Source organism: Pseudomonas sp. M2 (assembly GCF_015751845.1).
GTDB classification, from domain to species: Bacteria; Pseudomonadota; Gammaproteobacteria; order Pseudomonadales; family Pseudomonadaceae; genus Aquipseudomonas; species Aquipseudomonas putida_E.
The window spans coordinates 4113606-4138325 of the sequence record NZ_JADOUD010000001.1; the positions used below are offsets into that span (position 1 = coordinate 4113606).

Annotated in this window: 16 protein-coding genes, 1 other RNA gene and 1 pseudogene; 10 read left to right on the forward strand and 8 right to left on the reverse strand. The window is 60.3% G+C overall.

Annotated elements, in window-relative coordinates; genetic code table 11:
• The first annotated feature begins 313 nt into the window (after positions 1 to 313).
• Positions 314 to 667 (forward strand): hydroxyisourate hydrolase, encoded by a 354-nt coding sequence (gene uraH / locus IWW33_RS19215; protein ID WP_012315443.1) that lies wholly within the window; start codon positions 314 to 316, stop codon positions 665 to 667.
• A 299-nt stretch (positions 668 to 966) separates the two neighbouring features.
• On the opposite strand, the gene IWW33_RS19220 is transcribed toward uraH, so the two are convergent.
• Entirely contained in the window at positions 967 to 2286 is a 1320-nt protein-coding gene (locus IWW33_RS19220) for an NCS2 family permease (protein WP_223255092.1), read from the reverse strand.
• Positions 2287 to 2600: 314 nt separating this feature from the next.
• Here IWW33_RS19220 and IWW33_RS19225 point away from each other — a divergent pair, with 314 nt between their 5' ends.
• Positions 2601 to 3356: a GntR family transcriptional regulator gene (locus IWW33_RS19225; protein ID WP_046785309.1), complete on the forward strand. Its 756-nt coding sequence runs from the start codon at positions 2601 to 2603 to the stop codon at positions 3354 to 3356.
• A 121-nt stretch (positions 3357 to 3477) separates the two neighbouring features.
• Positions 3478 to 4176: an aquaporin Z gene (gene aqpZ, locus IWW33_RS19230; RefSeq protein WP_046785308.1), complete on the forward strand. Its 699-nt coding sequence runs from the start codon at positions 3478 to 3480 to the stop codon at positions 4174 to 4176.
• Here aqpZ and guaD read toward each other — a convergent pair.
• The 4 genes from guaD to xdhA form a co-directional block, all read right to left on the reverse strand.
• Positions 4173 to 5477, reverse strand: a complete 1305-nt coding sequence (gene guaD, locus IWW33_RS19235) for a guanine deaminase (protein WP_115274211.1) — start codon at positions 5475 to 5477, stop codon at positions 4173 to 4175. The genes aqpZ and guaD overlap by 4 nt on opposite strands.
• A 10-nt stretch (positions 5478 to 5487) precedes the next feature.
• Positions 5488 to 6333: a xanthine dehydrogenase accessory protein XdhC gene (gene xdhC / locus IWW33_RS19240; protein WP_046785306.1), complete on the reverse strand. Its 846-nt coding sequence runs from the start codon at positions 6331 to 6333 to the stop codon at positions 5488 to 5490.
• A gap of 162 nt (positions 6334 to 6495) precedes the next feature.
• Entirely contained in the window at positions 6496 to 8895 is a 2400-nt protein-coding gene (xdhB, locus tag IWW33_RS19245) for a xanthine dehydrogenase molybdopterin binding subunit (protein WP_046785305.1), read from the reverse strand.
• Entirely contained in the window at positions 8888 to 10342 is a 1455-nt protein-coding gene (xdhA, locus tag IWW33_RS19250) for a xanthine dehydrogenase small subunit (RefSeq protein WP_174142600.1), read from the reverse strand. The genes xdhB and xdhA overlap by 8 nt, the downstream gene beginning before the upstream one ends.
• Before the next feature lie 267 nt (positions 10343 to 10609).
• On the opposite strand from xdhA, the gene IWW33_RS19255 reads away from it, so the two are divergent.
• From IWW33_RS19255 to IWW33_RS19285, 7 genes and pseudogenes are all read left to right on the forward strand, one after another.
• The gene (locus tag IWW33_RS19255; protein ID WP_012315435.1) at positions 10610 to 11269 is read left to right on the forward strand and encodes a GntR family transcriptional regulator; all 660 of its coding nucleotides are present in this window, start codon (positions 10610 to 10612) and stop codon (positions 11267 to 11269) included.
• Between the two features lie 3 nt (positions 11270 to 11272).
• Positions 11273 to 14761: a chromosome segregation protein SMC gene (smc, locus tag IWW33_RS19260; protein ID WP_174142601.1), complete on the forward strand. Its 3489-nt coding sequence runs from the start codon at positions 11273 to 11275 to the stop codon at positions 14759 to 14761.
• A 204-nt stretch (positions 14762 to 14965) separates the two neighbouring features.
• Positions 14966 to 15850 (forward strand): cell division protein ZipA, encoded by an 885-nt coding sequence (gene zipA / locus IWW33_RS19265; RefSeq protein WP_115274215.1) that lies wholly within the window; start codon positions 14966 to 14968, stop codon positions 15848 to 15850.
• A 276-nt stretch (positions 15851 to 16126) separates the two neighbouring features.
• Positions 16127 to 18457: an NAD-dependent DNA ligase LigA gene (gene ligA / locus IWW33_RS19270; RefSeq protein WP_174142602.1), complete on the forward strand. Its 2331-nt coding sequence runs from the start codon at positions 16127 to 16129 to the stop codon at positions 18455 to 18457.
• Positions 18458 to 18685: 228 nt separating this feature from the next.
• Positions 18686 to 18782: signal recognition particle sRNA small type (ffs, locus tag IWW33_RS19275), an RNA gene on the forward strand.
• Positions 18783 to 19056: 274 nt separating this feature from the next.
• Positions 19057 to 20139, forward strand: coding sequence for a type I restriction endonuclease (locus IWW33_RS19280; protein WP_115274216.1), 1083 nt, complete (start codon positions 19057 to 19059; stop codon positions 20137 to 20139).
• A gap of 141 nt (positions 20140 to 20280) precedes the next feature.
• Positions 20281 to 20830 (forward strand): annotated as a pseudogene (locus IWW33_RS19285) (IS630 family transposase); the annotation flags it as partial.
• Between the two features lie 280 nt (positions 20831 to 21110).
• Here the strand turns inward: IWW33_RS19285 and IWW33_RS19290 are convergent.
• The 3 genes from IWW33_RS19290 to IWW33_RS19300 all read right to left on the reverse strand — a co-directional run bounded on the left by IWW33_RS19290 (position 21111) and on the right by IWW33_RS19300 (position 24696).
• Positions 21111 to 22547, reverse strand: a complete 1437-nt coding sequence (locus IWW33_RS19290) for an IS1182 family transposase (RefSeq protein WP_174142656.1) — start codon at positions 22545 to 22547, stop codon at positions 21111 to 21113.
• Positions 22548 to 22841: 294 nt separating this feature from the next.
• A complete protein-coding gene (gene aroQ / locus IWW33_RS19295) occupies positions 22842 to 23282 on the reverse strand; it encodes a type II 3-dehydroquinate dehydratase (protein ID WP_115274437.1) in 441 nt (146 codons plus the stop codon).
• 19 nt (positions 23283 to 23301) lie between these two features.
• Positions 23302 to 24696 (reverse strand): MFS transporter, encoded by a 1395-nt coding sequence (locus IWW33_RS19300; protein WP_115274438.1) that lies wholly within the window; start codon positions 24694 to 24696, stop codon positions 23302 to 23304.
• Positions 24697 to 24720: the final 24 nt, after the last annotated feature.

Consider the following 24720-nt stretch of genomic DNA (forward strand, 5'->3'; position numbering starts at 1 on the left):
CGGATGGGCTGATTGTATACAACTTCTGAAATCATTTGTAAGCCTGTTTTTCCGCATTTCTTCCCTTTTGTCGCCTGAGAATCTGTTGCAAGAAACCTGCCTGATTGGTCAGTTAATGAGATTGGCGTCGGCACAGCGCCTGTATTTGCGACTATTGACCCGTTCGAGCGGGCCTCGACGGAAGGGCTCAAAAAATTGTGTACAATCTGCCGACGAAATGTCTTAATAACGGCATTCCCGCCCATCGCAGGTTCCTTGCCGTGCGAATGGCTGTGTATTTTTTGCCCACAGATTGAACAAGAGGCGACAAGCAATGGGACGTTTGACTACACACGTACTGGATGCAGCTCACGGCTGCCCGGGCAGCGCGATCAAGGTCGAGCTGTACCGTGTCGAAGGCCAGCAGCTTGAGCTGGTGAACACTGCCCTGACCAACAGCGATGGCCGCGTCGATGCGCCGCTGTTGCAGGGTGACGATTACCGTACTGGCGTTTACCAGCTGCAGTTCAGTGCTGGCGCCTACTACCGTGCTCGCGGCGTACAACTGCCGGAGCCGGCGTTTCTGGATGTTGTTGTGCTGCGCTTTGGCATCGACGAGAAGCAGGAGCACTACCATGTGCCGCTGCTGATCTCGCCGTATAGCTATTCGACCTATCGCGGGAGCTAGTTGGTCGCTAGAAGAATCTTCGTAGGTCCTTGGCCCGCTCTCACACTGGCGGGCTTTTTTTCGTCTGCTGTTTTGTGTTCTCTCCACTGGCTTCATCGCCGGCAAGCAGGCTCCCACAAAAGGTACGGCGCCGGCCTTATCGAATGGCATCCAAGCGATTTCGCCACTCTCCCGGGCACTGACCTATTCAACTTCTAAAGCTGACGCCACTCCAGTAGAAGCCGGCTTGCCGGCGATGAGGGCGGTGCTAACAGCACAAAAAGGGCGCCGAAGCGCCCTGTTCTGGTGCAATTGTCAGCTCAGAGGAACACGAACTTGGCAATGAAGATCGCGCACAGCACCCACAGGCTGGCCGAAATCTCTTTGTACCTGCCGGTACCGGCCTTCAGCGCCACATAGGTGATGAAGCCCATGGCAATACCGTCTGCCACCGAGAAGGTCAGCGGCATCATGATCACCGTGACGATCGCCGGGATGCTGTCGGTGGCTTCATCCCAATGGATGTGCGCCATGCTGCCCATCATCAGCATGGCCACGTAAATCAGTGCACCTGCAGTCGCGTAGGCTGGAATCATCCCGGCCAGCGGTGCAAAGAACATCGCCGCCACGAACAGCAGGCCAACCACCACCGCGGTCAGGCCAGTGCGGCCACCTGCGGCAACACCCGCGGCACTTTCTACATAGCTGGTTACCGGCGGCACCCCGACCACGGCACCGAACACGCTGGATGCGCTGTCCGCCTTCAATGCCTTCGACAGGCCTTCGATGCGGCCGTCCGGTGCCACCAGGTTGGCCCGCTGGGCGACGCCCATCAAGGTGCCGGCGGTGTCGAACATGTGCACGAAGAGGAACGCCAGCACCACGCTGATCATGCTCACGTTGAACACGCCGGCCACGTCCATGGCCATCCAGGTGGGGGCCAGGCTCGGAGGCATCGACATCACGCCGCCAAATTTCACCAGGCCCAGGCCCCAGCCTGCCAGCGTGACGCCGATGATGCTGATCAGGATGGCGCCGAACACGCGTTTGTAGCTGAGGATGGCAATCGACAGGAAGCACAGGGCCGCCAGCAGCGGGCCTGGTTCATGCATGGAGCCCAGCTTGATCAGCGTGGCCGGGCTGTCGACGATGATGCCTGCGGTCTTGAGGCCGATCAGCCCGAGAAACAATCCGACGCCGGCCCCCATGGCATGTCGCAGGCTTACCGGGATGCTGTTGAGCAGCCACTCGCGGACCTTGGACAGGGTCAGAAACATGAACAGCACACCGGATACGAATACCGCGCCCAGCGCTGTCTCCCAGTTGTAGCCCATGGTCCCGACCACGGTGTAGGTGAAAAACGCGTTGAGGCCCATGCCCGGCGCCAGGCCCACCGGCCAGTTGGCGTACAGGCCCATCAGCAGGCAGCCCAGTGCTGCGGCAATGCAGGTGGCGACGAATGCTGCGCCGTGATCGATGCCGGCGTCAGCCATGATGTTGGGGTTGACGAAGATGATGTACGCCATGGTGATGAAGGTGGTCACCCCGGCGATCATTTCGGTTTTGACGGTACTGCCGTGTTGCTTGAGTTTGAAAATCCGCTCCAGCCAGCTCGTTTCGAGCGGCGGAGCGAGATCCAGCGTAGGTGCGTCGGATTTGCGGCTTTCCACAGCGGTACTCCTCAAGTCTTTCTTGTTGTTCTTGGAGCCAGTGACCTGCGCAATGCACTTGGTGGCTCCGCGAGGGATGGCAGACGTCTGACGCCGCTTTGTTGACTTACGGGTCAAGAAGTTGCTCGATGGATTATGCTTTTGTGTACAAAGAAAGCAAATAATGTTTTATCTTTTGTGCGCACAATATGCCGCGCATCGGCTATATAGCTAAAAGCCCACCTGCAGAAACGGCTCAGCCTGTGTACAATGCCGCCATACTTTCCTTCGTGCCTCGAGAGCCCATGAACGAACAGCTGCAACCTCTGAAGAAACCTGCACGTACCGGCAAGGCTGGCCGCAGCGGTACCCAGGACGATATCGTCTATGCGCATATCTTCGAGGCGATCCTCGAGCAGCGACTCGCACCGGGCACCAAGTTGAGCGAGGAAGCGCTGGGCGAGATATTCGGCGTCAGCCGTACCATCATCCGTCGTGCCTTGTCGCGCCTGGCCCACGAAAGCGTTGTGCTGCTGCGGCCCAACCGCGGTGCCGTGGTGGCCAGCCCGACGGTCGAAGAGGCGCGCCAGGTGTTCTTCTCCCGGCGCATGGTCGAACGCGCCATCACCGAACTGGCCGTACAGCACGCCACCCTCGAGCAGCTCAACGAACTGCGGCACATGGTGCGTGAAGAGCGTGACAGCTTCTCGCGGGGCGACCGTGGTGCCGGCATCCGTTTGTCCGGCGAGTTTCACCTGAAGCTGGCCGAGGCGGCCGGCAATGCCCCGCTGGTCAGCTTCCAGCGCAGCCTGGTGTCGCAGACGTCGCTGATCATTGCCCAGTACGAAAGCGGCAACCGCTCGCACTGCTCTTACGACGAGCACATGCAACTGATCGATGCCATCGAGGCGCGTGATGCCGAGCAGGCGGTCAGCCTGATGATGCATCACATGGACCATATCGACAGCAAGCTCAACCTGGACGAGGAGAGTGCCTCGGACGATCTGCATGCGGTGTTTTCGCATCTGCTGAAAAAACCCAAGGTTTCGCTCAAGGGTTGATCGTTTGCCTGGCTGAATGAGTGGCCATAAACCAAACGTCTGCTAGATTCTTGTGAGCAAACCTTCATCAAGTAGTTGGGCTTGCGCAGTCTCCTGCGTTCAACTACATGAGGAAAGGTTCATGTCGACGTCTTTGGGTGTGCGCATGGGAGCCGAGCTGATCGGCACCTTCTGGTTGGTCCTCGGCGGCTGCGGCAGTGCGGTAATCGCAGCCAGCTCTCCCCTCGGCATCGGCGTTCTCGGTGTCGCCTTCGCTTTCGGTCTTACCGTGCTGACGATGGCATTCGCCATTGGCCACATCTCCGGTTGTCATCTGAACCCTGCCGTTTCCTTCGGGTTGGTAGTGGGCGGGCGTTTTCCGGCCAAAGAGTTGCTGCCTTACGTCATCGCTCAGGTGATCGGTGCGATCTGCGCGGCAGCGGTGATCTACTTCATCGCCAGTGGCAAGGCCGGCTTCGAGCTGTCGGCGGGCCTGGCGTCCAACGGCTATGCCGACCACTCGCCAGGCGGTTACTCGTTGGGCGCAGGTTTTGTCAGTGAAGTGGTGATGACGGCGATGTTCCTGGTGGTGATCATGGGCGCAACCGACGCTCGGGCCCCGGCGGGTTTTGCACCTATCGCCATCGGCCTGGCCCTGACCCTGATCCACCTGATCTCGATCCCTGTGACCAATACCTCGGTCAACCCCGCGCGCAGCACGGGGCCGGCGCTGTTCGTCGGTGGCTGGGCCTTGCAGCAGCTGTGGCTGTTCTGGCTGGCGCCGCTGATCGGGGCAGCGATCGGCGGTGCACTTTACCGGGGCCTGGCGAAAGCGCCTTAGCGCTGGTGCACGCAGCGCCCGGCGGCGTAGGTTTCGCGCACGGTGCGATCATCGCCCAGGGTGGTGAGCACGAACAGGGTCTCTTCGATGCTGCCTGACTGCTGGATACGGTAGTCAAGCAGCGGCGTGGCCTTGTAGTCGAGCACCACGAAGTCGGCATCGTTGCCGGGGCGCAGGCTGCCGATCCGGTCATCCAGGCGCAGCGCACGGGCACCGCCCAGGGTGGCCAGGTACAGCGACTTGTAGGGGTGCAGGCGCGCGCCTTGCAGCTGCATGACCTTGTACGCCTCGTTCAGGGTATTGAGCAGCGAGAAGCTGGTGCCGGCGCCGACGTCGGTACCCAAGCCTACGTTTACCTTGAAGCGTTCGGCCTGGGGCAGGTTGAACAGGCCGCTGCCCAGGAACAGGTTCGAGGTCGGGCAGAAGGCGATCGCCGAGCCGGTCTCGGACAGGCGCTGGCATTCGTCGTCGCACAGGTGCACGCCGTGGGCGAAAACGGAGCGCTCGCCGAGCAGTTCGAAGTGGTCGTAGACGTCCAGGTAACCTTTCTGCTCAGGGAACAGTTCCTTGACCCAGTCGATTTCCTTGAGGTTCTCGGACAGGTGGGTGTGCATGTAGACGCCCGGGTGCTCCTTGAGCAACTGCCCGGCAAGCTTCAATTGCTGCGCGGTGCTGGTGGGCGCGAAGCGCGGGGTTACCGCGTAGTGCAGGCGGCCCTTGCCGTGCCAGCGCTCGATCAGCGCCTTGCTGTCGGTGTAGCTGGTTTCGGCGGTATCGGTCAGGTAGTCGGGGGCGTTGCGGTCCATCATCACCTTGCCGGCGATCATGCGCAGGTCCAGGCGCTCGGCCTCCTCGAACAGTGCATTGACCGACTGCGGGTGCACACTGCCGAACACCAGCGCAGTGGTGGTGCCGTTGCGCAGCAGTTCCTTGAGGAAGATCTTCGCCACTTTGTCGGCGTGATCCTTGTCGGCGAACTGCTTTTCACAGGGGAAGGTATAGGTGTTGAGCCAGTCCAGCAGTTGCTCGCCGTAGGAACCGATCATGCCGGTCTGCGGGAAGTGAATGTGGGTGTCGATGAAGCCCGGGGTGATCAGGGCGTCCTGGTAATGCACCACTTCGATGTCGGCATCCAGCGTCGGCAGCAGTTCGCTGGCATGACCCAATGCACTGATGCGACCCTCGTCGATCACCAGCAGGCCGTCCTCGTAGTACTCATGGGAGGCGTCCAGGCCCACCTCGGCCGGGTCGGCGATGCTGTGCAGGATGGCGGCACGGTAGGCTTTGCGGGTAACGGTCATAACTCACTCGTCAATTGGCTTGGCTGCGCCGGGAGGGCGGCAGCAACTGGGCGATGGGGCCCGCATTGACGCCAGCGTCATGCTGGCCAAAGCAGGCGTTGTAGGTGGCAATGATTTCGCCGGCGATGGACACGGCGATCTCGATCGGCAGCTTGCCCTTGACCTCGGCGATGCCCATCGGGCAACGCATGCGCGCCATCACGGCCTCGTCAAAGCCGCGCTCGCGCAGGCGGTGTTCGAACTTGACCCGTTTGGTCTTCGAGCCGATCAGGCCGAACCAGGTGAAATCGTTGCGCTTGAGAATGGCGGCGGTCAGCTCCAGGTCGAGCTGGTGGTTGTGGGTCATGACGATGCAGTAGCAACCGGCTGGCAGCTCGGCCACTTCGTCGACCGGCTCTTCGCTGACCACCTTGGTCACCCCGTTGGGGATGAGCTCGGGGAATTCCTGTTCACGCGAATCGATCCAGCGCACCCGGCAGGGCAGGGCGGCGAGCAAGGGTACCAGAGCCCGGCCGACATGGCCCGCGCCGAACACGGCGATTTGCGCCTGCACAGCGGTCATGGGCTCGAACAGCAGCACGGTGACGCCGCCACAGCACTGTCCGAGGCTGGCGCCGAGGCTGAAGCGCTCCAGGTGCGGCGTGGTGCGGTGTTCTTCGAGCATTGCCCGGGCAATGTGCAGCGCCTTGAATTCCAGGTGGCCGCCGCCGATGGTGTCATACAGGGCTGTGGCACTGACGACCATTTTCGAGCCGGCATTGCGCGGGGTCGAGCCGCGCTCCTCGATGATGGTCACCAGTACGCAGGGTTCGCCGCGGGCCTGGTGGTCGGCGAGGGCGTTGATCCATTGGTGCATGATTCAAAATCCTCTATGGGCGACTCGGTCCTGTGGTAGGAGCGGCCTTGTGTCGCGAAAGGGTCGCGCAGCGGCCCCAAGAATCTCCATTGCTGCACAGATCTTGGGGCCGCTGCGCAGCCCTTTCGCGACACAAGGCCGCTCCTACACAGGTCTGCGGCGTCAGTGAGTGGAGGTTTCCAGTTCCTGCAAGGCAGGCTGCGCGGCAGTTACTTGCTTGCGCATCTGCTCGCACCCCCACAGCACCCGCTCCGGTGTCGCCGGTGCGTCGATGTTCGGTTGCAGCCGGTAATCGGCAATGCTGGCCACGGCATCCTTGATCGCGCACCAGGCGGCGATGCCGAGCATGAACGGTGGCTCGCCAACCGCCTTGGAGTGGAACACGGTGTCTTCCGGGTTCTTGCGGTTTTCCACCAGTTTCACCCGCAGGTCCAGCGGCATGTCGGCCACGGCCGGGATCTTGTAGCTGGCCGGGCCATTGGTCATCAGCTTGCCCTTGGCATTCCACACCAGCTCTTCGGTGGTCAGCCAACCCATGCCCTGGATGAAACCGCCTTCCACCTGGCCAATGTCGATGGCCGGGTTCAGCGAATCGCCGACGTCGTGCAGGATGTCGGCGCGCAACATCTTGTACTCGCCGGTCAGGGTATCGACGACCACTTCGACGCAGGCGGCGCCGAAGGCGAAGTAGTAGAACGGCCGGCCGCGTGCCTGGCTGCGGTCATAGAAGATCTTCGGCGTGCGGTAGAAGCCGGTACTCGACAGCGACACCTGGGCGAAGTATGCCTGCTGCACCAGTTGTTCGAAGCTGACGATCTGGTCGCGTACGCGCACATGGCCGTTGCGGAACTCGACGTCCTCCTCGGTAACCTGATAATGCCGCGCGGCGAACTCGGTCAGGCGCTTTTTGAGAATCTCGGCGGCATTCTGCGCCGCTTTGCCGTTCAGGTCGGCGCCGCTGGATGCCGCCGTTGGCGAGGTGTTGGGCACCTTGTCGGTATTGGTGGCGGTGATCTGGATGCGGCTGAAATCAACCTGGAAAATCTGTGCAACGACCTGGGCCACCTTGGTGTTCAGGCCCTGGCCCATCTCGGTGCCGCCGTGGTTCAGGTGGATGCTGCCATCGGTGTAGATATGGATCAGCGCGCCGGCCTGGTTGAGGAAGGTGGCGGTGAACGAGATGCCGAACTTGACCGGGGTCAGCGCCAGGCCTTTCTTGAGGACTGGGCTGTTGGCGTTGAAGCGGCGGATCGATTCGCGGCGTTCTGCGTAGTCGCTGCTGGCTTCCAGCTCGGCCGTCATCTCCTCGAGCATGTTGTGCTCGACGGTCTGGTAATAGTGGGTGACGTTGCGCTCGGTCTTGCCGTAGTAGTTGGCCTTGCGCACTGCCAGCGGGTCACGGCCCAGGTGACGCGCAATGTGGTCCATCACCTGCTCGATGGCAACCATGCCTTGTGGGCCGCCGAAGCCGCGGTAGGCGGTGTTGGAGGCGGTATTGGTCTTGCAGCGGTGGCCGTGCACGGTGGCATCGCCCAGGTAGTAGGCGTTGTCGGAGTGGAACATGGCACGGTCGACGATCGAGCCGGAAAGGTCGGGCGAGTAGCCGCAGTTGCCGGCCAGGTCCATGTTGATGCCTTGCAGGCGCCCGTCGTCATCGAAGCCGACGTCGTACTCGACATAGAAGGGGTGGCGCTTGCCGGTCATCATCATGTCTTCGACACGCGGCAGGCGCATCTTGGTCGGCTGGCCGGTCAGGCGTGCGATCACCGCGCACAGGCAGGCCGGGCTGGCGGCCTGGGTTTCCTTGCCGCCGAAGCCGCCGCCCATGCGGCGCATGTCGAGCACCACCTTGTTCATCGGCACGTCGAGCACTTCGGCGACCAGCTTCTGCACTTCGGTAGGGTTTTGCGTGGAGCAGAAGACGATCATGCCGCCGTCTTCGGTGGGCATTACCGAGGAAATCTGCGTCTCCAGGTAGAAATGCTCCTGGCCGCCGATATGCAGGGTGCCCTGCAGGCGGTGCGGGGCGCTGGCCAGGGCAGTGGCCGAATCACCGCGCTGGTGGGTGTGGCTGTCGAGTACGAAGTGCTTCTTGCGTAATGCCTCGACCACGTCCAGTACCGGCTCCAGGTCTTCGTATTCGATGATCGCCGCCATTGCTGCACGGCGCGCAGTGTCCAGGTCGCGCGCGGCCACGGCGAGCACCGGCTGGCCGAAGAACTCGACCTTGTCGATAGCCAGCAGCGGGTCACCGGCCACCACCGGGCCTATGTCTTTCAGGCCAGGGATGTCCTCGTGGGTGATGGCGATGCGCACCCCTTCGAAGGCATAGCAAGGTGTGGTATCGATGCGCAGGATGCGTGCGTGGGCACGGTCGGCGGTGCGCGCATAGACGTGCAACTGGTTGGGAAACTCCAGGCGGTCGTCGATGTACACCGCTTCACCTGCCACGTGCTTATCGGCGCTGTCGTGCTTGACGCTGCGGCCGACCCCGGTGGTCAGGTCCTGGCTGAACAGTTCGGCCATCTCGGCCTGGCTCTTGACGGCGTGATGGTTAGACATAGTCGGTCACCCGGGTTTCGATGTGCGGCGTTTGCTGTTCGATGAAGTACTTGCGCAGCAGGTTCTGCGCGGTCAGCAGGCGGTATTCCTTGCTGGCGCGGAAGTCGCTGAGCGGGGTGAAGTCCTCGGCCAGGGCCTGGCAGGCGCGCTCCAGGCTCGCCTGGTTCCAGGGCTTGCCGCGCAGGGCTGCTTCACAGGCGCGGGCACGTTTGGGGATCGCGGCCATGCCACCAAAGGCAATGCGCACGCCGCTGACCACGCCGTCTTCGATGCTCAGATTGAAGGCGCCGCACACGGCCGAGATGTCGTCATCCAGGCGCTTGGAGACTTTATAGGCGCGGAATGCCCAGTCATTGCTGGCACGCGGTACGATGATCTTCTCGATGAATTCGCTGTCCTGGCGGGCAGTGATGCGGTAGTCGATGAAGTAGTCCTCCAGCGGCATCGTGCGCTGGCGGTCGCCCTGGCGCAGAACGATCTGCGCATCGAGGGCGATCAGCAAGGGCGGTGAGTCGCCAATCGGTGAGGCGTTGCCGATGTTGCCGCCGAGGGTGCCCTGATTGCGGATCTGCAGCGATGCAAAGCGGTGCAGCAGGTCGCCGAAATCGGGGTATTCCTCGTTGAGCGCGCCATAGCAATCGGTGAGCGGCGTGGCGGCGCCGATTTCCAGGTGGCTGGCGGTCTTGTCGATGCGTTTGAGTTCGGCCACGTGGCCGACATAGATCATGACCGGCAAGGTCTTGTGGAATTGGGTGACTTCCAGTGCCAGGTCGGTGCCGCCTGCCAGCAAGCGCGCTTCGGGGTGCGAGCTGTACAGGTCGGCGAGGTCGGCCACGGTCAGCGGCACCAGGCAGCGCTTGTCGCCGCTGTTGAGCTCGCCGGTCTGGGTTGGTGTGATGGCTTTCAGGCGGCTGATGGTCTGCGCTTTTTGCGCGTCGAACTGATCACGGCAGGGTTGGCGGCAGCTCTGTTCGGCAGCATCGAGAATCGGCCGGTAGCCGGTGCAGCGGCACAGGTTGCCAGCCAGCGCCTCCTGGGCCTGATGCAGGTCGTGGCCCTGGCTGTTTTTCTGCAGGGCGAACAGCGACATGACGAAGCCTGGGGTACAGAAGCCGCATTGTGAACCGTGGCAGTCGGCCATGGCTTGTTGCACGCTGTGCAGTTCGCCCTGGTGCTTGAGGCCCTCGACGCTGATCAGTTGCTTGCCGTGCAGCGACGAAACGAAGGTCAGGCAGGAGTTGAGGCTGCGGTAGCGCAGGCTGTCCTGGCCTTGATCATCCTGGGTCAGCTCGCCGACCACCACGGTGCAGGCGCCGCAGTCGCCGCTGGCGCAGCCTTCTTTGGTGCCGGGTTTGCCCAGGTGCTCACGCAGGTACTGCAGCACCGTCATGTTCGGGTCCAGGGCGTGCTCGCTGCGCAGCTCCTGGTTGACGAGAAACTGGATCACGGGGATGGCCTCGCAATGGTTTTATTGTTGTTGAGCGGACAATAAGCAGAGCTGACACGATGGTCAATAATTTTCTGACTTGAAGGTCAAGAAATTCTCCGCACGGTAGTCTGGCCGCCCAGCCTGCCCATATACAAAGCATAGATCGGGCCGCCTTGACCGTTGTCTGGCGGCTCAAATAAAGGCTGTCGCCCCTCTGCGCGACTGCTGGCCAAGTGCGCTACAATCGTCCGCTTGTGCCCAGTTCAATGATTTTGAAGGAAAACCATGACGTTCAAGGCGCCGGACAGCCTCTCCGAGCAGATTGCCGACTACCTGGCCGAACGCATCATCCGCGGCGAGCTCGAGCCGGGTGAGCGCATCCAGGAGCAGAAGGTCACCCAAGCGTTGAATGTCAGCCGCGGCTCGGTGCGTGAAGCGTTGTTGATCCTCGAACGTCGTCATCTGGTTGCGATCCTGCCGCGCCGCGGCGCCCATGTGACCAGGCTCGACGAGCGCAGCGTGCGCAGCCTGTGCGCCCTCATGGGCGAGTTCTACATTCTGCTGGGTAACGCCGTTGCGCAGAAATGGCGCACCGACGCAGACCTGCGCCCGTTCCTGGACATCCAGCAACGCCTGCAGCAGGCCCGTGAACAAGGTGACATCAAGGCCTTCGTCGCCGACAGTTTTGCCGTGATGCGCGCCGCCTATCCGTTTGCCGACAATCCTTACCTGCAGGAAACCGTCGAAAACCTGCAGCCGGCCATGAGCCGGGCCTATTATCTGGCCCTCGACCAGCGCCAGGCCAACATGCTCGATTACCTTGACCTGTTCGCCCACCTGCTCGACGCCGTGGTCGCCCGTGATCTGCCGCGCATCCGCGAGGTACTCACCGCCTATTGCCAGCGCAGTTGCGAGCTGGTGCTGGCGGCGCTGGCCCGAGGCTGACCGATGCGCCTGAAGTGCATTCGCCTGGCCGGTTTCAAGTCGTTCGTCGACCCGACCACCGTCAACTTCCCCAGCAACATGGCGGCCGTGGTCGGGCCCAATGGCTGCGGCAAGTCCAACATCATCGATGCGGTGCGCTGGGTGATGGGCGAAAGCTCGGCGAAGAACCTGCGTGGCGAGTCGATGACCGATGTCATCTTCAACGGCTCCACCAGCCGCAAACCGGTCAGCCAGGCCAGCATCGAGCTGATCTTCGACAACAGCGAGACCACGCTGCTGGGCGAATATGCCGCCTATGCGGAAATCTCCATCCGCCGCAAGGTCACCCGTGACGGGCAGAACACCTATTACCTGAACGGCACCAAATGCCGCCGCCGCGACATCACCGACATCTTCCTCGGCACCGGCCTGGGCCCGCGCAGCTACTCGATCATCGAACAGGGCATGATCTCCAAGCTGATCGAGGCCAAGCCCGAGGAGCTGCGCAACTTCATCGAAGAGGCGGCGGGCATCTCCAAGTACAAGGAGCGCCGCCGCGAGACCGAAAGCCGCATCCGCCGCACCCAGGAGAACCTGGCGCGCCTGACCGACCTGCGCGATGAGCTCGAGCGCCAGCTCGAACGCCTGCACCGCCAGGCGCAGGCCGCTGAGAAATACCGTGAGTACAAGGCCCAGGAACGGCAGCTCAAAGCACGCTTGGCGGCGCTGCGCTGGCGTGACCTGGATGAACGCGTACGCCAGCGCGAGTCGGTGATTGGCGATCAGGATGTGGCCCATGAGGCGCTGGTTGCCGAACAGCGCAATGCCGATGCGAGCATCGAGCGGCTGCGTGACGGCCATCACGAACTGTCTGAGCGCTTCAACCAGGTGCAGGGGCGCTTCTATTCGGTGGCCGGTGACATTGCCCGGGTCGAGCAGAGCATTCAGCACGGCCAGCAGCGCCTGCGCCAATTGCAGGACGACCTGAAGGAAGCTGAGCGCACGCGCCAGGAAACCGAGTCGCACCTGGGGCATGACCGCACCCTGCTGGCGACTCTCGGTGAAGAGCTGGCGATGCTCGAACCGGAGCAGGAAATGACCTTGGCCGCAGCCCAAGAGGCTGCCGCCACCCTCGAAGAAGCCGAGTTGGGCATGCACGGCTGGCAGGAGCAGTGGGACAGCTTCAACACCCGCTCCGCCGAGCCGCGGCGCCAGGCCGAGGTGCAGCAGTCGCGCCTGCAGCAACTTGAAGCCAGCCTGGAGCGCATGGCCGAGCGCCAGCGCAAGTTGAGCGAGGAGCGCGACCAGTTGGGCGCTGACCCGCAGGACGGCGCCATGCTTGAGCTGGCCGAGCAGTTGGCTGCCAGCGAGATGCTGCTTGAAGAGCTGCAGCTGTCCGAAGAGCAGGTGGTCGAGCGCCTGGAGGGCGTACGCGCGCAATTGCAGCAGGCGGCCCAGGCTCAGCAGCAACAGCAAGGCGACTTGCAGCGCCTGGGGGGCCGTCTGGCATCCCTGGAGGCACTGCAACAGGCCGCGCTCGAGCCCGGGGCCGGTGCTGCCGAGTGGCTGCGCGGGCAAGGTCTGGAGCAGCGGCCGCGCCTGGCGCAAGGGCTGCGTGTGGAACCGGGTTGGGAGCTGGCGGTGGAAACCGTGTTGGGCGCTGACCTGCAGGCCGTGCTGGTGGAGGACTTCACCGGCCTGGATTTTGCCGAGCTGGAGCAAGGCGAGCTGCGTCTGTTGGTGGCGGGGCAGGAAGGTGCACGCCGGCCCGGCAGCTTGCTCGACAAAGTCGAGGGGCACACCGACCTGGCCCCTTGGCTGGCCCAGGTCCGGCCAGTTGAAGACCTGGCTCAAGCCCTCGCTGAACGCGCCGGGCTTGGCGAAGGCCAGAGCCTGGTCAGCCGCGATGGTTACTGGGTTGGTCGGCATTTTTTACGCGTCAGCCGGGGGGGCGAATCCCAGGGTGGGGTGCTGGCGCGGGGCCAGGAAATCGAGCGCCTCGGCCAGGAGCAGCTGGAGCTGGAAGCTACGCTGGAGCAGATGGAGCAACAGCTGCAAGCCTTGCGTGAGCAGCAACTGGGCCTGGAAGAGCAGCGCGAGCAGCTACGCCGTAGCACCCAGGAAGAGAGCCGCCAGCATGGCGAGCTCAAGGCCAGCCTTTCGGCAGGCCGGGCCCGTGCCGAACAGGTGGAGCTGCGTCGGCGCCGGCTGCAGGAAGAATTGAGCGAACTTCAGGAGCAGCGCGCTCTGGAGCATGAGCAACTGGGCGAAGCCCGCCTTGTGCTGCAAGAGGCCCTGGACCTGATGGCCCAGGACACCGAGCAACGCGAACAGTTGATGGCCCGCCGCGATACCCTGCGCGAAGGCCTTGACCGGATCCGCCAGGAAGCTCGCCAGCACAAGGATCACGCTCACCAGTTGGCTGTGCGCCTGGGATCACTGCGCGCCCAGCACGACTCGACCCGCCAGGCACTGGAACGCCTGGAGCTGCAGGCGGCACGCCTGAGCGAGCGGCAGGAGCAGCTGAGCCTGAACCTGGAGGAGGGCGAGGCACCGCTGGAAGAGCTGCGCCTGAAGCTGGAAGAGCTGCTTGAGCGGCGCATGAGCGTCGACGAAGAAATGCGCCAGGCGCGTCTGCACATGGACGAAGCCGATCGCGCCCTGCGCGACGCCGAAAAGCGTCGCACCCAGGCCGAGCAGCAGGCGCAGTTGCTGCGTGGCCAGCTCGAGCAGATGCGCTTGGAGTGCCAGGGGCTGGATGTGCGGCGCAAGACCTTGCAGGAGCAATTGCTGGCTGACGGCTACGATTTGCAGGGTGTGCTTGCCACCGTCGAGGCCGAGGCCAGCGAACAGGGTACCGAGCAGGAGCTGGAACAGATCGACGCCCGTATTCAGCGTTTGGGCGCGATCAACCTGGCCGCGATCGAGGAGTACGAACAGCAGTCCGAGCGCAAGCGCTACCTTGATGCCCAGGACGCCGATCTGGTCGAGGCGCTGGAGACGCTTGAAAACGTCATCCGCAAGATCGACAAGGAAACCCGCAACCGCTTCAAGGATACCTTTGATCAGATAAATGCCGGATTACAGGCACTTTTCCCAAAAGTTTTCGGTGGTGGCAGCGCTTATCTGGAACTGACGGGCGAAGATCTACTCGATACAGGGGTGACGATCATGGCGCGCCCACCGGGCAAGAAGAACAGCACCATCCATTTGCTGTCCGGCGGCGAGAAGGCACTGACCGCATTGGCGCTGGTGTTTGCCATCTTCAAGTTGAACCCCGCACCGTTCTGCATGCTCGACGAGGTCGATGCGCCGCTGGACGATGCCAACGTCGGCCGGTATGCCCGGTTGGTCAAGGAAATGAGTGAAAGCGTGCAGTTCATCTACATCACCCATAACAAGATTGCCATGGAGATGGCGGATCAATTGATGGGGGTAACCATGCATGAGCCTGGGTGTTCACGTCTTGTTGCAGTGGATGTGGAGGAGGCATTGGCCATGGTCGACGCCTGATGAGCGAAGAGAAGGCGGATTGTGCAGGTAAATGCCCCCGCCATGTGCGACAGACGGTGTAAAGTTGTCTTTGGTCGTGCTAGCTTAATGTCACTCGTTTTTTGCGTGGGTAAAACGCCTGTCAGAACATAGAGTTGGCGCCACGTGTTAAAGGGCTTTGAAGCCTTTGTTTTCAAGCATATTTTTATAGAGGCACGGGATTACATGGAAATCGGTCTGCGCGAGTGGCTGATCCTCATCGGCATCATTGTCATCGCCGGTATTCTTTTCGACGGCTGGCGCCGTATGCGCGGCGGAAAAGGCAAGTTGAAATTCCGTCTGGATCGCAGTTATTCCAACCTCCCGGACGAGGAAGGCAGCGCTGAGGTGCTCGGCCCGTCGCGGGTGCTCGATACCCAGAAGGAACCGGAGCTGGACGAAAGCGACCTGCCGTCGCTCAGTGCGCCGGCGCGTGAACGCGAGCGCGAGCAGAAACCGGCCAAGGCCAGCAAGCGTGGTAAACGTGCCGCTGAACTGCAGCCGCAGGGCGACCTGGACCTGGTGGCCGAGCAGCGCGAGCCCGACCTGTTCGCCGATGCCGATGACGATTTTGCTGGCGACAACAACCGCAACAGTGGTTTTGCTGATGCGGGCGGTGCTGCCAAGGAGCTGCCGCCGGTCGAAGAGGTGCTGGTGATCAGCGTGATCTCCCGCGACGAAGGTGGCTTCAAGGGCCCGGCGCTGCTGCAGAATATTCTTGAAAGCGGTTTGCGCTTCGGTGAAATGGACATTTTCCACCGTCACGAAAGCATGGCCGGTCACGGCGAAGTCCTGTTCTCCATGGCCAACGCGGTCAAACCCGGCATTTTCGACCTGGACGACATCGACCACTTCAGCACCCGTGCGGTGAGTTTCTTCCTCGGGTTGCCAGGGCCGCGTCATCCGAAACAGGCCTTCGATGTGATGGTCGCTGCGGCGCGCAAGCTGGCCCACGAGCTCAATGGCGAGCTCAAGGATGACCAGCGCAGCGTGCTCACCGCCCAGACCATCGAGCATTACCGCCAGCGCATCGTCGAGTTCGAGCGCCGCGCGCTGACCCAGAAACGCTGATGTCATTGAGCGAGCGGACCATGCCCTGGTCTTGCTCGCTTCGTTTCAAGCGCAAGAGCAGCCTGGGGCTAATGCCAGTCAGTTAGCGTTACCAGGGCTGCTTCGCAGCCCATCGCCGGCAAGCCGGCTCCCACAGATACCATGCAGTTCTTGAGGTCTGCGCTGTGCCTGTGGGAGCTGGCTTGCCGGCGATGGGCCGCAAAGCGGCCCCAAATCGTTTAACTGACTGGCATTGAGCCTAGGGCTGCTCTTTTGCTTTGCAAGAGAACCTGAAGAATGAACGCCGAATCCCGAATCCACGCACTGCGCGCCGAACTCGACCAGCACAACTACCGCTACTACGTACTCGACGAGCCCAGCGTGCCGGACGCCGAGTACGACCGCCTGTTCAACGAGCTCAAAGCCCTCGAAGCCGAACATCCTCACCTGATCACTCCCGACTCGCCCACTCAACGCGTCGGCGGCGCTGCCCTGGCCGCGTTCAGCCAGGTGCGCCACGAAGTGCCCATGCTCAGCCTGGGCAACGCCTTCGAGGAAGCCGACCTGCGTGAGTTCGGCCGCCGTGTGGTGGAAGGCCTCGACCAGCCGGGCGCGGTCGACTACAGCTGCGAGCCCAAGCTCGATGGCCTGGCGGTGAGCCTGCTCTATCGCGATGGCCAACTGGTCCAGGGCGCGACCCGGGGTGACGGCACCACCGGCGAAGACATCAGCGCGAACGTGCGTACCGTGCGCAACATCCCGCTCAAGCTGCAGGGCAAAGGTTGGCCGGCTGTGCTCGAAGTGCGTGGTGAAGTGTTCATGAGCAAGGCGGGGTTCGATCGCCTCAATGCCGCACAGGCCGAAGCCGGGGGCAAGACCTTCGCCAACCCGCGCAACGCAGCTGCCGGCAGCCTGCGCCAGTTGGACTCGAAGATCACCGCCAGCCGCCCGCTGGAATTCTGCTGCTATGGCGTTGGCCAGGTCTCGGCAAGCATTGGCGAGAGCCACATCGGTATCCTCGAGCAGCTCAAGGCATGGGGCTTGCCGATCAGTCGCGAGCTCAGGCATGCGGCTGGTATCGAGGAGTGTCTGGCTTACTACCGCGATATCGGCGAGCGGCGCAACAGCCTGCCGTACGAAATCGATGGGGTGGTGTTCAAGGTCAACAGCCTGGCCTCCCAGCGCGAGCTGGGCTTTCGCGCCCGCGAGCCGCGTTGGGCCATCGCCCATAAGTTCCCGGCCATGGAAGAGCTCACCGAGGTGCTGGATGTGGAATTCCAGGTCGGGCGTACCGGTGCGGTCACGCCGGTTGCACGCCTCAAGCCGGTCAAGGTGGCTGGCGTGACCGTGTCCAACGCCACCCTGCACAACATGGACGAGATTGCCCGGCTGGGCCTGCGCATCGGCGATACGGTAATTATCCGCCGTGCCGGTGACGTGATCCCGCAAGTCATGCAGGTGGTGCTTGAACGCCGTCCTGAAGACGCCCGCCCGGTGCAGGTGCCAAGCGCGTGCCCGGTGTGTGGCTCCCAGGTTGAGCGTACTCAGCTGGTCAAGCGTAGCAAGGGCAAGGAAACCACCAGCGAAGGCGCGGTGTACCGTTGTGTCGGCCGCCTGGCGTGTGGTGCCCAGCTCAAACAGGCGATCATTCACTATGTTTCGCGGCGAGCCATGGATATCGACGGCCTGGGCGAGAAGAGCGTCGAGCAGTTGGTGGACGAAGGCCTGATCGGTTCGCCGGCGGACCTCTACAAGCTGCAATTCGACCAGATCGTCGGGCTGGAGGGATTTGCCGAAGTCTCCAGCAAGAAACTGCTGGATGCCATCGAGGCCAGCAAGCGCCCGAGCCTGGCGCGCTTCATCTATGCCCTGGGCATCCCGGATGTGGGGGAGGAGACCGCCAAGGTTCTGGCCCGTTCGCTGGGCAGCCTGGCCCGGGTGCAGCAGGCGTTGCCGCAGGTGCTGACGTACCTGCCGGACATTGGTCTGGAAGTGGCCTACGAGATCCACAACTTCTTTGAAGACGAACACAACTGCAAGGTCATCGAACAGTTGCTCGGTTGCGGCATGCAATTGCAGGACGAAGGTGAGCTGGCTGCCGAATTCGCTGCCAGCACTACCCTGGCCGGGATGATCGCCAAGCTCGACATCGCTTCGGTCGGGCCCACGGGCGCGGAAAAGCTGGTCGCCAAGCTGGACAGCCTGGACAAGATCATCGCGGCCGACGGCATCGACCTGCGTCAGGCGCTGGCAGCGAAACAGGCCGAAGCCGTGCGCGAATTTTTCAAGGACGAGGCCAACCAGAAACTGGCCCGAGACATCGAGGCTCAGTTGCTGGCGTTCGGCATGCACTGGAGCAGCGAAAAGAAGGTCACCGAGGGCTTGCCCCTGGCTGGTCAGACCTGGGTGCTGACCGGCACGTTGGAGCGCATGAGCCGCGACATCGCCAAAGAGAAGCTGGAAAGCCTGGGGGCCAAGGTGGCCGGTTCGGTGTCGGGCAAGACACACTGCGTGGTCGCTGGCCCTGGCGCCGGTTCCAAGTTGGCCAAGGCCAGTGAGCTGGGGGTCAAGGTGCTGGATGAGGATGCGTTCGTCGTGTTCCTGGGCGAGCAGGGCATTGCCATCTGATTGGCCTGGCCCCATCGCCGGCAAGCCGGCCACAGGTATTGTGTTGCCCTCAGGCTTGGTGCGGTCCCTGTGGGGGCCGGCTTGCCGGCGATGAGGCCGGGCCAGACATCTCGATCTGGACAAGTCATTGAGAAATGATGACTTTTTCTCCGGTTAAAGGTTGTAACTTCGCCCCAGACCGGTACAATGGCGCGGCTCGCTGCTTGGCGAGCCGCGTAGTGGTGGCCCCATCGGTCCCCCCGCATTGATTACCCGTTAACCTGGTCAGGCCCGGAAGGGAGCAGCCATAGCGGGAACATCGAGTGCCGGGGTGTGGCTGGTGGGGCCGCCTCCATTACGCAAGTCCTTAATTCTAAAGGACTTTTTTCTCTAAAAATCTCGAAGTGGACCAGTGCCTTAGTACACCTAAGTGGTGCACTCTGCTGAGCATTCTAGCTTCGTCATCTTGCCTCTCCAATACCCCTCTCCGGTTACGCCAATATCGGCGCTGCCCTCTCATCCGCTTATGTGGCGGTTTCTTTCTGTCTCTCGCAGTGATTTGCAATTGCCAGTACGGCAGCAGTGCTACTAGGATGTGGTATCTGAGCGAGGAGCGAGACATGGAATTCGTAGAGCGACTGAACGCGTTATCCGCCAAAATCCGCCAGCAGGGGACTGCAATCCAAACGGAAGAGGCGACCAAGATCGCCTTTGTTATGCCCTTCATCAACTCTGTCCTAGGTTACGATGTCTTCGACCCCTCTGAGGTGACGCCAGAGTACGTCTGCGACGTTGGGACGAAGAAGGGGGAGAAGATCGACTATGCCATCATGAAGAATGGCGAAATCCAGATCCTTATTGAGTGCAAGAAGATTGGTGAGCCGTTGCATATCAATCACGCGAGCCAGCTCTTCCGTTATTTCCACGTCACCAGTGCTCGTATTTCGATCCTCACTAATGGTCAGGTGTACCGCTTCTTCACCGACCTCGATGCTCCTAACAAGATGGACGAGAAACCATTCCTTGAGCTGGACCTTCTGGATCTGGATGAGCATGCGCTACCCGAGCTTCAGAAGCTGACGAAGTCCGCATTTGACGTCGACTCAATCATTAATGCCGCTGGCGAATTGAAGTATGTTGGTCAGATCAAGAAGGAAATGGCCGCGCAATTCAGTCAGCCAAGTGATGACTTTGTTAAGTTCTTCGCAGCTCGTGTGTACGATGGAATTATCACCCAAAAGGTCCGGGAGCAGTTCACCACCTTGACTAGGAAGGCAGCAATTCAATTCCTAGGGGATCAGATCAACGACCGCTTAAAGTCCGCGATGAGCGGGGCTGTGGAGCCCTCCTATGCAATGATGGCCGTTCAGCAGAGCTCTGTAAGCGAGCCGGCTGAAGAGGATGCTGATGATCGAGTCCAAACCACTCTCGATGAGCTGGAAGGATTCCACATTGTCAAAGCGATAGTGCGAGCTGTCGTCGATGCCAAGCGCATTGTGCAAAGAGATACTCAAAGCTACTTTGGGATTCTGCTTGATGACAACAATCGTAAGCCTATTTGTCGTTTACACTTCAATCGTAGTCAGAAGTATATCGGGCTTTTTGATGCTGAGAAGAACGAAACTCGCCATCCGATTACCTCGGTTGATGATATCTATGGTTTTGCAGATCAGCTCAGAGGAGCAATTGCTCTGTACGAATAAGGTTAGCTAAAGCTGCGAAAGCTGGTGCCTGAGGTTCGGGTTTGTTGTTCTGCGTGCATGGTGCTAGTGTCGTGAGCGGTTAGTTCATTTTCTAACGAAATAGATATACTGCTTGCCATCACCCCTCGCCTGGTTTCTCGGGTGCCTCGACCCATCGCTTCCTTTTCACTGCAACCTGCTGAAGTCATTACGCTTCACACTGGCTACGCAGGAGTACACTGGAGCAATGCCTCGGGCAACTGGCGCGGATACTCCTTTTACTCGCTGAAGGGGTGACACCCAAGGCCATATGTGTGCAGTTACAGATGACCTCACCCACGGTGTTCAAGTGGCGAAAACGCTACCTTGAATCGGGCATCGAGGGCCTGAATGACCTGCCGCGCAGCGTCCAGCCGCTGAAGCTGGGAGCTGATAAAGTCAGAGAAATTCTGACCCTGGCCACTCAGCGGGTACCCAATGGAGCGACACACTGGAGCGTTCGGCTGATGGCCAATACGCGTGTGTTACTACCTGGCAAGTTCGGCAGATCTGGGCGGCGTCCGATCTCAAGCCGCACCGACTGAAGACATTCAAAACCAGCAATGATCCGCATTTCGCCGAAAAGGTTATTGATGTCGTCAGGCTCTATCTGAGCCCGCCGGACAACGCCACGGTACTCTCGGTTGACGAGAAAACCCAGATCCAGGCGCTGGTGGGTAATTGCACTGATTTGACCACCTGTTTGCATTCGACTTGACCAGCCATTTGCATCGGATGTGACCAGCGCACGACTACATCTTGACCGGCAGCTTTCGACCCAGGCTGTGTGAAAACGCAGTAAATACATCGAAAACTCAGAGTCGAGCTGACTGCCTGTGGAATCAGCACGCGAGAGCGCGAATAGCCTCACCCAGCGAAAAAGACGTTTGCAGCGCTATATGGGCCGCGTCAGCGGCCCATATAGCTGTTTGCGGGCCAGCAAACAGCGGGGTTTACGCCCTGATCGCCTCAAGTAACCCTGCGATGCCGAAGATGCTCATCATTCGTTTGAGGTTGTAGGCGAGCACGTGAAGGCTCATTTCGGTGCTTACCCTCGGCAGGGTTTTGGTCAGGAAGTGGGTACTTCCCATCCAGAATTTGAGCGTGCCAAAGGGATGCTCCACCGTCTGCCGGCGAACCTTCATCTTCCCCGGATCATGCTCCAATCGAATCTGCACTCCTTCGACTACGGCTTCATGCTCCCAGCGCTTTAATCGCCGCTCTTTACCGGTCGTACACTGCTTCTGCATCGAGCAGCTCTGGCATCCTGAAAACCAGTAGCAGTGCAGTAGCATGCCGTCTTCCACTGAGGAATGCCGGCGCGTCAGCAACTGACCCGCAGGGCATCGATATTCGTCCGAAGCAGCCATGTAGATGAAGTCCTGCTTGCCGAATCGGCCTTCCGCTTTGCTGCTCGATGTCAGTGGTTTAGGTACAAAGGTGGTGATGCCAGCTTGCTCGCAAGCAAGGATTTCCGGGCCTTTGTAATAGCCTCTATCAGCAACCACCGTCAGCGCCTCAACACCGATTTCTTCCCGTGCCTGGTTAGCCATATTGCTCAGTTGCCCGCGATCATTACCAACGTTGGTCACCTCATGGGCAATGATCAGATGGTGTTTGTCGTCGACTGCTGTTTGTACGTTGTACCCAACTGTGCCGGAGCCTCGGCCGCTTGTGGCCATTGAACGGGCATCTGGATCGGTAAGCGAGATTTGCTGATCGGGACTGGCTTGAAGCTGCGCCTCGATGTCCTTGAGTTTTTGCATCTGCTGTTTCAGTTTTTCGACTTTGTCTTTCAACCGCTCAGTCTTGGCCTCGGCCACTTCCGGCGCTGCCCGATCCGCTGAATCCATTGCCGCTAGATAGCGGTCGATGCTCTGCTCGATCTGCTGCATGCGCGCCTTCACTTTGCCTTGAGTGAAATTGCGGTCGCGGTTATTCACGGCTTTGAATTTGCTGCCGTCGATGGCGATGATCGATTGGGAGAAGAGATTGAGGTTGCGGCAAAGTACAACGAACTGCCGGCAGACACTGCGAATGGCTTTACCATTGTCTCGGCGAAAGTCGGCAATCGTTTTGAAGTCAGGCGCCAATCGGCCTGTCAGCCACATCAGCTCGACATTACGCTCGGCCTCACGCTCAAGCCGGCGGCTGGACTGAATTCGGTAGAGATAGCCGTAGATGTAGATTTTTAGCAGCACTGCTGGATGGTAAGCCGGACGACCCGTTGCCGCAGGATCGACACCCTCGAACCCGAGTGTTCCAAGGTCGAGTTCATCGACAAAAACGTCGACTACCCGAACTGGGTTTTCTTCGGTGATGTAGTCGTCCAGGCACTCCGGCAGCAACGTGACTTGCGTCCGAGACTCACCTTTAATGAATCGCTTCATGATCGTCCCCGCCGCGATCTCGACGATCAGAAGGTTAGACAATCGCAGGCGTTTTCACACAGCCTGGACCCAAAGCCGCCATTCGTGAAGAGCAGCGCCAATAGCTGCCTATGGAAACGGCTGAAAGCGTGGTGATCCACATTTTCTGGCTCTAGGCAGTGCCAGCAAGCGACTATCAATCCTTGCAGACTCGACTACACCGTAGACATGAGCCAGCGTGGATTGAGAGCGCTTATTCAACAGATACCATACACCGCTAGCAGATTACTGAGTCAAGGCCTCGCGGTAGGTCTTTTATTGCTTAAGGCAGCTTGCATAGTGCTGTATCGCCATTCGATAACCATCGGTGCCGAACCCCGCGAGCACGCCCTTGGCAACGCGTGACACGTAGGAAAAGTGCCTAAAATCTTCACGCCTGTGGACATTTGAGATGTGAACCTCAATCACCGGTACCTCGGCTGCGATCAACGCATCGTGGATGGCGGCCGATGTATGAGTCCATGCTCCTGGATTGATCACAATCCCCGCTATCCTTGTGCGGGCCTGGTGAATCCATTCAATCATTTGCCCTTCGTGATTGGTTTGCTGAAACTCAATTACAAGCCCATGTCTTTCGCCGTACTGACGACACGCCTGCTCAACGTCCGCCAATGTCTCCCGCCCATACACCTCGGGCTCTCTCAGTCCCAACATGTTCAGGTTAGGGCCGTTCAAAACTAGAATGGTGTTCATCATTTGATCCTCGTGAGTCGCTTCAATTCTTTGCGGGACTCATGGCTGCCAGCCGTGCCTTATGATATTCACCGGCTTCTGTGGATTGGGCATCGCGGTTACCGAGGTCGGCTGTAGGAATTCGAGAGGTCTCAGGTGCGCACCAGGCCGCAATGGCAGCTATCAACGTGCACACACAAGCGATCCCACCGACAATCAACGGTATGTTTTCAGTACCAGGGCCAGCGATCAGGGCAAACAGAGCAGGTAACATTGCGGTGATGAACAGTCCGCTGTTTTGCGAAATTGCCATCCCGGACACTCGGTAGCGCGTTTCAAATTGCTCTGGGAAGAAGGATGGGAACACCGCGTTGTAGCCTTGGTAGATCATTCCCCACATCAGCAGTGATGCGCCGAAAGCGAGCGGGAGGTTGTGAATGCTGATTGCGTATAGATAGGCAAAGGACATCAGCCCGCAACCAAAGGCGCTTGCGATAATCAGAGGGCGGCGCCCAACCTTGTCAGAGAGATTGCCCACGAAAGGGATGCACAGCACGGCCACGATATTGCCAACGACCGGGATCCACAGGTACACGCTTTTATCGAAGCCGATGCCATAGGCAGGTTGCACCGCATAGGCCGCTCCGAACACGGTCGTAATGACTGGAATAACATTCATCAACGAAACCCCAACTACAACCAGCATGCCTCTCCAGCTGTGTTTGAAGGCTCCGATAATCGGCGATTCAGACTTCTCATCCTTGGTTGTTTGCTCTACGAATACTGGCGGTTCCTCAACTTCCCGGCGAATGATGAAGCCAGCGATCAGCACCACAGCGCTCAAAAGAAAGGGAATGCGCCAGCCCCAGCTATTGAAGGCTTCATCGGACATGAAATAGGCGAGAGGCAAAAAAATGGCTGCTGCGAGTACCTGACCTGCCTGTACCCCTTGAAGTGTGTAGCTGCCGAAGTATCCTCTTCGCCCTTGGGGTGCATGCTCCAGAATCATTGAGCTGGCTCCCGAGATTTCTCCCGCTACAGCAAACCCCTGCACTAGTCGCAGTACTACAAGCAGGATAGGTGCCCATATACCAATCTGATGGTAGGTCGGCAGCAGGCCTACCGCCATGGTGGCGAATCCCATCAGGAACATGCACAGCAGCAGTACGTTCTTGCGGCCACGGGTATCACCCCAGTGACCCAAGAAGAATGCGCCGATAGGGCGAGCAATGTACCCAACCCCGTAAGTCGCCATAGCCGCCACGATGGCAATTTTTGGATCGGTTGAGGGGAAGAAGAGTTGTGGAAAGATCAGTGCTGCCGCTTGGGCATAGATGAAAAAGTCGTAATACTCCAACGCGGAGCCAATCCAACCACTCGCTGTGGCTTTCTTCGCTTGCTTGGAGCGGTGCTGCTCTGTCGCTGTTGCTGTGTTCATCTGACTACTCCAGATATTGTTTTT